The following is a 12,818-nucleotide window of genomic DNA, read 5'->3' on the forward strand; positions in this document are numbered from 1 at the left end:
GTTTACTTCAAATATAACGCTTAAATATAACGAAAACACGTAACGCAAACAGCCGATTCTGGTCTTCGACCTGAAATCGGCTGTTTATGTATAAAAGAACGAATAAGGTTGTCCTATTTCAGGGCAATAACTTCAATCTCCACCAGTGCATCTTTTGGTAAACGAGCAACTTCCACTGCACTGCGTGCAGGATAAGGCTGTTCGAAGAACGTGCTATACACTTCATTCACAGGAACGAAGTCGTTCATGTCCTTCAGGAACACCGTCGTTTTCACGATTTTATCCATACTTGTACCTGCTGCTTCAAGGATAGCCTTCACATTGCTCAAAGACAGACGTGTCTGCTCCTGTACATCTGCGCCGAACTCTCCCGTTTGAGGATTCAGACCAAGCTGTCCGGAAGTGTAGATGAAATCACCTGCATCAACGGCTTGACTGTATGGACCAATGGCGCCTGGCGCCTGATCGGTAGAGATTGGTTTTTTCATGGACGAGTTCTCCTTTGTGTTCGTTATCCTGCTGCCGCATGGAGTCAGGGTTCGAACTCATTTTTGTTGCCTATTATACCACGATCTACCTCAAGCGAGAAACGCTCCTCACTAGCCACATGAAGCAAACAGCTCGTTCAAAGGTTTCTTAGCCCCCGTCCACACCAAGGACATGAATGACTTCATTTGAATACACATGGTTTCCCTTGGCTTGCACCAGCGCAATATTGGTCATGGCCTGTGCAATAGTTGCGGCGTGGACCGCCCGGTATTTGTCCGCTCTGCCTTTCATCCAGCGATCCAGAAACTTCATGGCATAGGCAGCCATCTGCTCACCAAACCGCTTCTCGTTTCGATCTCCCAGAATTAAGGAAGGGCGGAAGATATGCAATGACGGAAAACCGATATCGGACAATGCATCCTCCATTTCCCCTTTGGTCCGACTGTAAAAGACACGGGAATCTGCACTCGCTCCCATGGAGGAGATCACCAGCATCTGTGATACACCATGTTGCTTCGCAATCGTAGCTGCACGAACCGGGTAATGATAATCTACCTGACGGAAATTGTCCTGACTGCCTGCTTTTTTGATCGTTGTCCCCAAACAACAGTACAGGTCATCGATTCCATCGAATAAGTGGTCTTGGCTCTCCAGATTTCCCCAGTCCACCACATGCTGTTCCAGTTTGGGATGTTGCAGCTCAAGCGGACGTCTAACCAGAACGCGAACCAAGCTGTATGCCGGGTGCTCCAGCAGATTATGAACCAGTAATTCGCCTACAAGCCCGGTGGCTCCAATCACCATGGCTTTCCGTTCGAGACGATTCAAATACATCCCTCCACTTCGCCATCTTTTTTGAAGTCATACCAGATACATATGATCAATCTAAATATTTACAAGGTTGTTCTGTCATCGAAGTGCCCGTGTAAATATTCATGAGTTGAAATTATATCGTTTCTATTTTAACAGTACACGACGTCCAAGGGTAAATGTCAGAATCAGCATCACGACACCAACCCCCATCTGAAATCCATAGGCTGAGATCCAGGCCAGCGCATCGGACCAGGTTTCCATCTTTTCATACAACCAGCCACCCAACAACGGCCCGAGAAACGAAGTGACTCCGGTCAGAGCCGAATACACCGCGACAAACATCGGTCTTTCACTTTTGGGTGTGTCTCCAATCGTAAAGTTAAATGCCAGCTGGTTGAATCCACCTACCCCGATCCCAAGGAAAATATGAGATAGAAATAGTGCGATCAATACGGGCATGAACGACATTAAACCCCATGACAAACAGGAGAGTGCAATGACTGGCAATGTCCAAAATAGGAGGGTCTTGTTACTGAATCTGGCATTCAGATTGCCCCAAACATAGAAACCAGCCATCATAACCAGCGTCTGGACTACCGTGATCAGGGATACCGTCTGATAATTGATGTTCAATAAATCGAGCATAACATAGGAATAAAGCGGAACAATCAAGGTCTGGATCAATAACCATGAAGCCAGGAACAGCGTTGCTTTCAGGAAAGAACGATCCTGGAACGGCTTGATGAACATGCGCCAGAAAACCTTTTCGGTAGAACGTTCGAAGGGAACGTCCGGATAGAAGAAATAGATGACTGTATTGGCAATAGCACATATCCACACCGGAATAAACAGGATCAGAAAGCCCATTTCTCCCGGGTAACGGTCCAAAACAATACCGCCTGCAAATAAGCATACGCTTCCAAGAGCATTCAGAATCGTATTTCGAATTCCAAAATAACGCCCTCTCACCTTAGCAGGTACGATATCGCCAATTAGTGAAGTCCAGATCATACCGCCGATGGTATTTGATATAAAAGCAACCGTATACACGCCAATATATACGCTTACCCACCACTCTTTGGGGAATATGAACGGGATCAGTCCCGTTGCACTCCACAAGATGCGATGTGTGCCCACAAATAACAGCAGCATGCGTTTACGGCTACGAATACGCTGCATCCAGTAAGCTGCTCCGATCTGGGCAATGTTCACAAACGTGGTAATCGCGAGCACAAAGCCGATATGTCTCGACCCGGCCCCAAGGTACAGCAGAAATCCGGTTAAAAATGGGCCTCCCAGCAAGGTCTGTAAAATAATTGCCGGTACACCCTCCCATGTTGCAATCGATAAATTCGTGCGTTGTGTCGAACCCTTGCGCCGTGGTTTGCTTGCTAACGGGGGAGGGTTAACGTTGACCGTCTTCTGTATGGGGATACACTCCTTAGACCGGGTCTCAAAAGCCGGTCGATGCTAGTTGTCATCCCAAATTCTACTCACGGCGCGAAGGTTGTCAACTCATTTTTTCACGGTCCAACGGGAGATAGAGATAGAAGGTGCTTCCTTTACCTTCAGTGCTCTCAAGTTCAATCGATCCCCCCAGTAATCTCGCTAAATCCCGACTGATTGACAGGCCTAGTCCGGTACCGCCAAATTTTCGACTAATCGACCCGTCAGCCTGTTGAAATGCTTCAAATATGGAATGATGCTTGTCTTCCGAAATACCAATGCCTGTATCCTGAACGGAGAAAATAAGCCATCGATTCTGAATACCTGCATTCTTAATCTGCTTGGTGCTTACGGTCAGCGTGACCTTCCCCCGGTGAGTGAACTTGATGGCATTGGACATCAGATTCCGCAAAATCTGTTGAACCCGCTGTGGATCAGACCAGAGCGTCTCGGGCAGTCCCGGTTTTTTGTCCAGAACCAACTGAATACCTTTTTTCTCGGCAACAAGCTGAAAGTGGCTCATGGCATCTTCTGTAAGTTGTGCGACACTGATATCCTCCAGTACAATATCCAGCCGCCCCGCTTCTACTTTGGAAAGATCCAGAATATCGTTAATGAGCGTAAGCAGTTCCTGCCCGGAGTGGTCGATCATATTGGCAAAACGTATAATATCCTCCTGATCCATCGTGTCGGCATTCTCGCTGATCATCTGGGCAAAGTTAATGACACTGTTCAGTGGTGTACGCAGTTCATGGGACATATTGGCGAGAAATTCGGATTTGTACTGTGAGGCAATCATCAATTGTTTCGCTCGATCCTCCAGTACAATCTGGGCTTTCTGTAACTCTTCCTTTTGCACAGATAAAAGCCGGTTTGTACTCTGGATCAACAAAATTCGATTCTGTTCATTCTGAAAATCACGTAAAATAAATGCAAAAATAAGGCTCAGCAAAATGCCTGTAGGGAGTGTATAAGGCATAATATGTGAAAAGAAGTATGTAGCCGGGATCACACCAACGATAGCAATGTTTACACTATTGACCACATTGACGATAACTGTAACAAGGATTCCTTTAATAATCAGCCTGTAGTTGCTGCGTCTCATCCATATATTCAGACCTGCACATATCACGCCCAAAATAGACATGTTAAGTACTGCCGCCAATGTAGCATCCGTGATGCCAAAAGTCAGCCTCGACAGCCCAATTCCAATACCCACGATGATTACGCTATAGGGTTGTCTATACGTTAGAACGGCAACAATTAAAGGAACATAACGAAGGTCAAAGACCACTTCATCGGTGAGTTGAAACCCAAAAACCGTACTGATCCAACCTGCAAAAATAAGGACAAGCACGGAACTGATCTGCTTCACTCGGGAAGAAGTACGTATTACGACATATTTATAGAACACACTGGCAAGATATGCAATGGTAATAAGCATCCCCATATTCAATACGAACATTTTTGAAAATTGCATTCACTCACTCCTGTTGTACCGACTTTACTGGCCAAAGTGCCTTCGTCCGTATGTGTCTCTATCATATCATGCCCATTGAAGCTTCGGCATTCCTTCTTCGTCAAAAAAATACACAAAAATACACAAATCAGGATTCAATTTGTGCGCTGGTCGTAGTAGAATATATTGTTGTTTAAATTTAAACTACTATATAGATTGAACTAAAGAATAATTACACTTGCCACTCCGATGACAGAACAACCTTCTGATCGCTGTTATCCCCAGATTTTTTCGATTCCCTTTTCTGAAAGGGAAAATCCGTGGATAAAGGCGAAGCGTATGCTTCCGATGCAGCTTTCTTTCAGAAAGCTTTTAGCTCCGCTTCTTCAGGTTATTTCTGTCCTCTGCGTTCTCGTGTAAATGAATGTATAGTGCAACTCATATAGTTATTTGCTGGGGTCATGCTCCTAGGGAGCATTAATGAAAGGAGTAAGGTGTTGTGCAATTGTTAAAAAGCAAATCCTATTGGCTGTCATTGAGTTTAATGCTGTCTTTGGCCGTCATGGGGCTCTTCTATGATATTCTTAATAGTCCAGAACGCGGGTTCGTAGTGCTTGATTCGCCGCTCGACCGGATCATTCCCTACGTGCCTGGCATGTCCATTCCATATTTGGGCTGGTACCCGTTTGTATTCGGTGTGCTCGCTTACCTGTGTGCCAAGGATCGCCTGACGTATTACCGCGTCTTGTTATCCATGAATATCTGTGTCTGGATATGTTATCTGATCTACTTCAACTTTCAGACCATGGTACCGCGCCCGGAACTGACGGGTACAGGCCTGGGAGCATCTGTTCTCGGATGGCTCTATAGCCAGGATCGTCCTTATAATTGTTTTCCAAGTATTCATTCTCTTCACTCTTATCTGGTTATGCGTGCTGTTCTTTCGGTTCCAAGCATCCGTAAACCCATCAAGATTTTGGTCGCCGCCGGGGCAGCAACTATTATAGTATCCACGCTAATGATCAAACAACATGTGATCTATGACGCCTTGGGTGCGGTCATACTCGGCGAGTGTGTTCTCACCATCATAACAGGCCTCGCTCTTCACCGGAGACGCAGAAAAGAATCGAAGTGGACAGAGGGGATCAGCTGATCCCTCACTTCGATGGTTTCTGAAGATGCTGTTGTCGTCTCCATTCATCAATAAACAAACCTGCAAAATAGGGGTCCCATTGGGTCCCTTTTCCTTCTTCCAAAATCGTTAGCGCTTTCTCATGACTCATCCCATTCCGGTATGGTCGATCAGACGTCATGGCATCAAAGGCATCCGCTACCGCAATGATGCGGCCAAATAGCGGAATCTCATCGCCTGCCATCCCATCCGGATACCCTTTGCCATCATATCTCTCATGGTGAGATCGTACACCAGGCAGAAAGTCAGCCATGGCATCAATGGGTTCTATCTGGAGCAGAATACTCTCTCCCTGCACGGGATGTGTCTGAATAATTGCGAATTCTTCATCGCTTAGTTTTCCATCCTTCAGCAACACCTCATCAGGTATGCCGATTTTCCCGATATCATGAAGCAGGGCTGATTTGTACAATAAATCCGCCTGTTCCTCACTCATTCCGCTCAGCTTACCAATCATCAGCGAATACTCTGCCACACGCATGGAATGTCCTGCCGTGTACTTATCTCGGGCGTCTAAAGCAGCAGCCAGCGTAGAAAAATAACTTTGCAACAGCTGTCGATTGCGTTCCTGTCTCATCTCCAGCCGATTAATCATCATATTAAAACCGGAGATCAGTGCCGAAAACTCATCCGCATATAGATCCGGAGCTCGTCTGCCAAGATCTCCCCCCTGAATTCGGTTCATCTCATGCGTCAGTTCAGCAACTGGATCACGAACATCACGAATCAACAGCCAGCTTCCCACCAGCGCAAACCCCGCGCCCAGAACAACGATGAGAATTCCCCACAGTATGTACTCTTTCGCAAATTCACTGTCCATATACTGAAGTCTGATATATGTAGCCAGGAAAAATAGAAAAAGAGGAAATAATCCAATCAGTGCCGTACTTAGCTGAAATTTACGCTGGATCGATACCAGGATGCGCCCTCCCAGTGAAGGTTCCATCCCGTATTGGACTTTGCCTCGATGACGAATCTCAAGTAACAGGGGTCTAATCGCCCGCACCGTTAGGTAATACTCAATCAGCGCATGCATGATGGCAATCAGAAAGGCACACGCAGCGGCCACGACAGTATAGAAGTAAGGAAATTCAAGCCACCCTGTGGATATCATCCATAATGTTAATCCGGCTGCCGGAAGTGAGAAGCCAAGCATGTGCGGACCCATGATCCGATATATGGTCTGTCCCGGGAAACGATGAATTTTCTCATACATGTGGTTCAATTCGTCTCTCTCGTGATGCTCGGAAGTGAAAAATTGTCTTATGGGGCCAAGCTGTACCCACAGCGTAATTAATTCTGCAACCAGCATGAACAAGAGTGAAATCAGTACAATGAAGATGAGCCGGACAAATTGAATATTGGGTATTTGCAGAGTAGATACCATAACTACTGTACCGACAACAAAAACAGCTGCCAGTGAACCGATCAGATAATTGCGTATCAGGCGAAAGATAAATGAACGGTATGCTTCCAACTGAACCCCTCACTCTCTATGTGCAACCAGTTCTCCCTTGAGATACAGGGAGATTAAGGGTATTGCCTTCTATTTGTTTATCGGTTGCTCCGACTAAAAAAATTAATAAAATCCAATGGATGGGCATCAGAACTGGAAAACACAAAAAGGCTGCTCCACGACGGAGCAGCCTTTGGTGATATATCCTATATTTATCCTTTAATCTTGGCAGCCAGAATCATTGTACCGCGCGGCTCATCTCCCATTGCATCCGGTTCAAGCGTAATGGCAACCGTATCATAGTCGTTGGCCGAATCCAATGTGTAGTATACTGCTCCCGTTCCGTCACGACTAAGGAAAGTACCCGCATTCTGAGGGGTATCTCCTTTGATCAACCAGACCTGAAAAGCCTCGTTGCCTTCCAGGTTCGGCAGGTTCTCAGCCTGCACAACCAGGTGAGTGCCTTTGCTGTCAATAACGATGGTTGCGAGACCCTGAGCTACAATGTCCTGCGTTGCAGGATTCAGCTTCACTGCCTCGCCAGTCTGCATGCCCTGTGCAGGTTCCAGAGCTGATGCCAGCTGCTCTTGCAGCTGTGCATTCTGCGCCTGTGCCTGCACCAGTTGCTCTTGCGTAGCCGACGAGCCCGCCGCTTGCTGCGTCAGCGAGTCGATCTGGCTCCGCAGCTGCGCGGTGTACACGCCCAGCAACAGTGCCGCGGCCGCAAGGCCGGCACTGGCTATGCGCCAGGCGCTGCTGCTGCGCGCACGCGCGCGCGCTTGTGGCTGCCATGGCTGTGCCTGGGCAGCCTCTTCCACCCGGGCCGCAGGCACCGCCGTTACCGGCGGCAAGCCTGGCCCGGGCTGCGCCGCACGTTTGTGCTGCGGCGCAAGATCCTCCTGAAGCACCACAGGTGCTTCAGGCTCTGCAGGAGCAGCCGCTGGCTTCGCCTCGGCGCTCTCCTGCACATGTCCGAGCACGTTGCCCAGCACACGTGCTCGCATGCCTTGCGGCGGTGCTACAGGTTCCGCCGCAAGTGGCAGGAAGCCAGTCACTTCCTGCAATTCCCTTACCTCCTGGCGGCAAGGTTCGCAAGTTGCCATATGCGCTTCAAACGCCGCCACTTCCTCTGCTTCCAGTCCGCCCAGCACATACATCGGTGCCAGATCAGACCACTCCTCATGTCGTTCTATCATGGATGTATGCCCTCCCTTCCCGCGTCCGGATGCAATTCAGCATCGGCCAGCAACTTTTGGAGCTGTCGCATGGCAAGCCTGACACGGCTCTTTACTGTACCCAGCGGAATCCCGAATCGGCTGGATACTTCCTGCTGGGTTAATCCCGCATAATAAATCGATTCTATAACTTGTTGCTGATCACCGTTCAATTGGGACAACGCCTCTTTAATCCGGGTACCTTCCCATTTACGCTGCACTTCTTCTTCCGTGTTCGTATGTTCATCGGCATAGGCCGCCAGTGTCTCGTGTTCAACTGAAGTAGTCGCTGCCCCTTTTGATTTCCGCCTCAGCATGTCCACTGCAATGTTACGCGTAATCGCAAACATCCATGTGGTCAGCTTCCCCTGTGAGGCATCGTAACGTTCGGCATTATTCCAGACCCGCATAAAAAGTTCCTGAACGGTCTCTTCTGCCGTCATGGGATCACCAACGATCCGGTAGGCAAAAGAATACACCGCTCGCTCATAACGGTCATATAAAAGCTCCAGTGCGGAGGCATCACGTTCCGCGATCTGCAGCATTAACCTGCTGTCCTCCATCGATTCAGTCATGCGAGGGCCCCTTTCTGTTTCTTCCCTCTTATTATAACCTACGCAGAATCTTTTGAAGAGGATTACCCCTATGAAGAAATAGTTTGAAAAATTTTCTGTATCTTTTCAAACTAACCTTTCACTTTCCAACTTAAAAGCAGTCCGAAAACATGCTGCTCTGGTCGCGCTTTCCTTTTTATTGCAGATAATTACAACCTGTGGTATACTATAAGAGTTGTATTAAACAACCTCATATGATTTCTGTCTTCTTTAAACCCCGGAATATTTTCTTCATGCTGCGACCGCAGCGAACTATAAGCACAATTAACCTATGAAGATTGAAGAACCTGAATCACAATAACCCGGTAGTACAGAGTTTCACAAGATGTTCCCATTCACACTGGCGCGGTCATCGGAGCCGCAAGGACAAAAGAGAGGTAGGGCTTTTGTTGTTTTGGATATCACTTATTCTTGAGAAGATTGAAAACATACACAAAGCACCCGGAATTGGGTTCCGGGTGTTTATCCATGTCTACATATCCAATTTAGCAACATCTACAGACTGTCGGACACCGTTCCTACATTAAGAAAAGTCCTCCTTTCACTGATCAGACTAACCAGATAAATTCGGCTCTGCTTTTAAAACTTTTTCGTTCTCCCACTGGCTACACTCCTGGATACTTCCTTCCTTACTTCTTACTTCTTACTTCTTACTTCTTACTTCTTACTTCTTACTTCTTACTTCTTACTTCTTACTTCTTACTTTTCCAATTGTGCAAATAACGCCGGCCTCTAAAGCAACTGTTTACACTCACCAGACGCTAACGAATCCTGCACACCTTATATTGAGGATTTCTATGCTATGTAAAATCTAACGAATCTCAGCCACGTTAATCCATGCCACTTCATGAATATAGGCTCCAAACATGCCCAGGTTCAGATAATAAGACGTCTACGATTCGTTAAACTTGTGAAATGGGAAAAATGCATGGAATAGAGGCTGTGGAGTTCGTTAAAGAAAGTAATCCCAACGCTCCTTCACTTCTAATAAAAAAGGGACACCGCAGGATGAAATCCTACGCTGTCCCGCTCTGAATCATAGGTACGTTATGCCCCAACATGGAACTCAAACTCGGAGTTTTATTTGGAGCACCTATCGCAACGATCCACGATCAGCAAAGTCCCCTTGCACTCACAAATCCTTAGATAAACATCGTTTTGGAGATGATGACCAGCAAGATGAACAGTACGAGGATCGTACCCATGGAACCCCAGCTTCCGCCGCCATGACCATAGGATACTCCACAACCCTGTTGATAACCGTGCATCATTGGAGCCTGATTGGCATGGTGTCCGTATCCATAGCCATATCCCATTGGCATTGTTCCACAACCATATCCATACCCATGCATTTCATGACCTGTGTATTGGTATCCTTGCATATGCTCATAACCTCCCATATGTCCGTATACGTGTCCCTGTCCGTTCGGTGAATTCGGTTTTACTTCGCTCATTGTTCATTCCTCCTTAACATTTGCCTACACCCCTAAGCTATGTATTATGCCTACCTCTGGACCGGGCTATCGCCCTCATTTTGACAAAATGGGCGTTTAGCCATGAGGTACCTTCCCCATTTTCGAAGCATACTCCATCATTCCATTTCTTGAATTCCACCAATTCTTCCGTTCAACCACAAGCTATCTTATCTGCCTGGCTCTCCACCATGCTTGTCCTCTAGAAAAAAAACCCCACCGGTTGCCCGGCAGAGCTCGCCATATTATACCCAGAAAGATTTAGTGATGATTACGAGGAGAATGAACAGAACCAGGATTGCTCCGGTCGATGTCCAGCCGCCGTATCCTACGCCTTCAACTACGTTGCTCATGCAGAACCCTCCTTTACGAATATATTAGGGTCCAAGCGGTTTATTAGATCAAGAATGCTTTAGAGATGATGACCAACAAGATAAAGAGAACCAAGATCGCGCCAGTCGATGTCCATGCGCCGCCGTATCCACCTACTACTCCACTCATGTAAACCCCTCCTTTGATTTGAGGTACAGTTCACTATATGCACCAATCACACATGGGACCGGGCTCAGGTCGAAAATGGGCTGTTTTTTTCCACCGACTATTCGTTAATTTCACCTACACAAAGGGTTAGTTCTTAAGTCGGAATGTTATGTTCATATATGTTTAAGTCATAAATAAATCCCACGGTTATATCAACCAAATGTATGTACTATCATTCAAAATGGATACCCATACGGTATATTATTAGCTTTTAACTTGTTAAATACAGATAAATTACCTTTTTAGTAATTATGAATACTGAAATATTTATTTATGTTATTATTTTACTAATAAAGTAGAAAGGAGTTTCTATCCTCACCACCTAAACTAGATTATCCCAAACGAAATGATGACCTTAGAAAAAATCCCAACCGATGGGAAGCACATTAGGAGAAATTAGACATAATGAAGAAACTTATTACGATTTTGGCATTAGCCACATTGCTTACTGCTTGTGGTAATTCAGAAACAAACACAACAACCAATAGCCAAACGACCGAAGCATCCAAGGCAACTGAAACTGTCTCAACAGAAGCAAAAGCTACGAAATACACTACATATAGTGGAGAAGGATTTTCTTTTGCATATCCTGAATCCTGGAAAAGCGTAGATACAAGTCAAATGAATGCTCCATCCATTAAAGTTGCTTTTTCAGACCAATCTTCGGCAGCCACATTTGCAGATAATATGAATCTGACGATTGAGGCCAGCTCAACCGGTTCAATTAATCCTGAAGAATACGCCAATAATATAGTGGATTATTACACACAAAGCGGTTCAAGCATCGGCATTTCCGATTATAAAAAAACCAGCTACACAAACAAGCCTTATAAAGAATATAGCGCTGGTGTCTTGGAAGGAGCCTATAAGCATTCCTCGGGTACAGATGTTATCCTTGTGCAGTATCTGATTCCGACCAATACAGAACTCTATACCATGACGTTAACCTACGCCAAGGATACTTATAATCAGGATGAGATCAAAGATATCCTTGATTCCCTAAGCATTACTACTTCTCTGGAGCAAACAGCACCAATTGCAACAACTGGAAATTCATCTGCCACAGCATCAGCAGCGGATTTCTTTAATGAGTTAACTCCGTACATTACAGAAGACACAGCCTTTATGGAGCAGGCATCTTATGATTTCTTTGGTAAACATAACGATGTATTCCCGGCCATTACGACAGAACTAAGCAAAAAGGTACAGGGGCTCGTTGACTCCAATGTAACGACCCGTCATCTGAATAAAAATGTAGCCAACTATTACAATACTTTCGTACAAATTAACGGGGAAGTCATTTCCGTTGAAGAAGATAGCTCTCTCGGAGCAACCTTCTCTATCGTTCATGTCATGGATGAGAACGGAAACGATATTATAGCGTTGTACCCTGCAACGACTGGAGATCTGCTTGACGGCGATTACGCTACTGTGATCGGTGCTCCAATTACCAACTTCTCTTTTGAAAATGTTGGCGGTGGTTACACCAACGCCACGTTGATTGGAGCCTCATTGGTAGTTGCAGATTAATTAAAATGTTAAATGAGTATACAAAAAGACCAGCTTAATGAACGTTAAGCTGGTCTTTTTGTCTTTCAGTTTATAGATGTCAGAAATTCACGTTAACTACGCAGAGACACAATCTAACCTTTAATTAATGACTTATAACATACCGAATAACCGTATATACGGATGTTTATACTAAACCATTAATTAGGTCTTGCCTGAAGTGACGTCAGTTTATCCTGAACCGATTGTAACTTCTGTATACTTGAGGCATCCGGTTTATCACGACGGTCGTCAATTTTGACGGATGTGGAAACACGCTGAGCTCCTGACAAAAACGGTGCTTCATGCAGAGCCGCAATTGCTGTAAAGATCTCGTTAAGCGGTCCCTCAATAATGGTGCTCATGGAAGTTAACTGATATGTAATGCCCCGTTGATGTTCCAATACCTTTTGCATGTCCGCCACATAACTGCTTAGACTGGTTGTACCCGTTCCGATTGGAATTACAGTCACTTCTGCTATTGCCATTTTGCTCCGCCTCCTCTGGGCCCCGTGAACAACCGCTGCCGCTAATTTTAGTCGATTTTTGACTATTTTTATTCTACCAGTTGAATG

At 45.9% G+C, this 12,818-nt stretch carries 13 protein-coding genes; 2 read left to right on the forward strand and 11 right to left on the reverse strand.

Features of this window, described 5'->3' with window-relative positions:
• Window positions 1–113 precede the first annotated feature (113 nt).
• From AC1DE7_RS24600 to AC1DE7_RS24615, 4 genes are all read right to left on the reverse strand, one after another.
• The gene (locus AC1DE7_RS24600; RefSeq protein WP_017690870.1) at window positions 114–488 is read right to left on the reverse strand and encodes a RidA family protein; all 375 of its coding nucleotides are present in this window, start codon (window positions 486–488) and stop codon (window positions 114–116) included.
• 148 nt (window positions 489–636) lie between these two features.
• Window positions 637–1,293 carry an oxidoreductase gene (locus AC1DE7_RS24605; RefSeq protein WP_445253305.1) on the reverse strand — a complete coding sequence of 219 codons (657 nt, stop codon included), beginning with the start codon at window positions 1,291–1,293 and terminating at the stop codon, window positions 637–639.
• Between the two features lie 153 nt (window positions 1,294–1,446).
• Window positions 1,447–2,604 carry an MFS transporter gene (locus tag AC1DE7_RS24610; protein ID WP_235193865.1) on the reverse strand — a complete coding sequence of 386 codons (1,158 nt, stop codon included), beginning with the start codon at window positions 2,602–2,604 and terminating at the stop codon, window positions 1,447–1,449.
• 208 nt (window positions 2,605–2,812) lie between these two features.
• A complete protein-coding gene (locus AC1DE7_RS24615) occupies window positions 2,813–4,228 on the reverse strand; it encodes a sensor histidine kinase (RefSeq protein ID WP_338707671.1) in 1,416 nt (471 codons plus the stop codon).
• Window positions 4,229–4,706: 478 nt separating this feature from the next.
• On the opposite strand from AC1DE7_RS24615, the gene AC1DE7_RS24620 reads away from it, so the two are divergent.
• The gene (locus tag AC1DE7_RS24620; RefSeq protein ID WP_036607365.1) at window positions 4,707–5,360 is read left to right on the forward strand and encodes a phosphatase PAP2 family protein; all 654 of its coding nucleotides are present in this window, start codon (window positions 4,707–4,709) and stop codon (window positions 5,358–5,360) included.
• A 4-nt stretch (window positions 5,361–5,364) separates the two neighbouring features.
• Here the strand turns inward: AC1DE7_RS24620 and AC1DE7_RS24625 are convergent, their stop codons facing one another.
• The 6 genes from AC1DE7_RS24625 to AC1DE7_RS24650 form a co-directional block, all read right to left on the reverse strand.
• Window positions 5,365–6,876, reverse strand: coding sequence for an HD domain-containing phosphohydrolase (locus AC1DE7_RS24625; protein ID WP_036607368.1), 1,512 nt, complete (start codon window positions 6,874–6,876; stop codon window positions 5,365–5,367).
• 191 nt (window positions 6,877–7,067) lie between these two features.
• On the reverse strand, window positions 7,068–8,051 hold the full coding sequence (locus AC1DE7_RS24630) for an anti-sigma factor domain-containing protein (RefSeq protein ID WP_477535354.1): 984 nt from the start codon (window positions 8,049–8,051) through the stop codon (window positions 7,068–7,070).
• Entirely contained in the window at window positions 8,048–8,644 is a 597-nt protein-coding gene (locus AC1DE7_RS24635; protein ID WP_477535355.1) for an RNA polymerase sigma factor, read from the reverse strand. The genes AC1DE7_RS24630 and AC1DE7_RS24635 overlap by 4 nt, the downstream gene beginning before the upstream one ends.
• Window positions 8,645–9,825: 1,181 nt before the next feature.
• Window positions 9,826–10,137, reverse strand: a complete 312-nt coding sequence (locus tag AC1DE7_RS24640; RefSeq protein WP_017690878.1) for a hypothetical protein — start codon at window positions 10,135–10,137, stop codon at window positions 9,826–9,828.
• A 263-nt stretch (window positions 10,138–10,400) separates the two neighbouring features.
• Window positions 10,401–10,508 carry a hypothetical protein gene (locus AC1DE7_RS24645; RefSeq protein WP_017690879.1) on the reverse strand — a complete coding sequence of 36 codons (108 nt, stop codon included), beginning with the start codon at window positions 10,506–10,508 and terminating at the stop codon, window positions 10,401–10,403.
• 43 nt (window positions 10,509–10,551) lie between these two features.
• Complete coding sequence (locus AC1DE7_RS24650; RefSeq protein ID WP_017690880.1) at window positions 10,552–10,656, reverse strand: hypothetical protein; 105 nt, start codon at window positions 10,654–10,656, stop codon at window positions 10,552–10,554.
• 444 nt (window positions 10,657–11,100) lie between these two features.
• Between AC1DE7_RS24650 and AC1DE7_RS24655 the strand changes: the two genes are divergently transcribed.
• Entirely contained in the window at window positions 11,101–12,225 is a 1,125-nt protein-coding gene (locus AC1DE7_RS24655) for a PsbP-related protein (protein WP_477535356.1), read from the forward strand.
• 179 nt (window positions 12,226–12,404) lie between these two features.
• Here the strand turns inward: AC1DE7_RS24655 and AC1DE7_RS24660 are convergent, their stop codons facing one another.
• A complete protein-coding gene (locus AC1DE7_RS24660) occupies window positions 12,405–12,731 on the reverse strand; it encodes an MTH1187 family thiamine-binding protein (protein WP_017690882.1) in 327 nt (108 codons plus the stop codon).
• Window positions 12,732–12,818 lie beyond the last annotated feature (87 nt).

The organism is Paenibacillus sp. 10L310 (assembly GCF_056395745.1).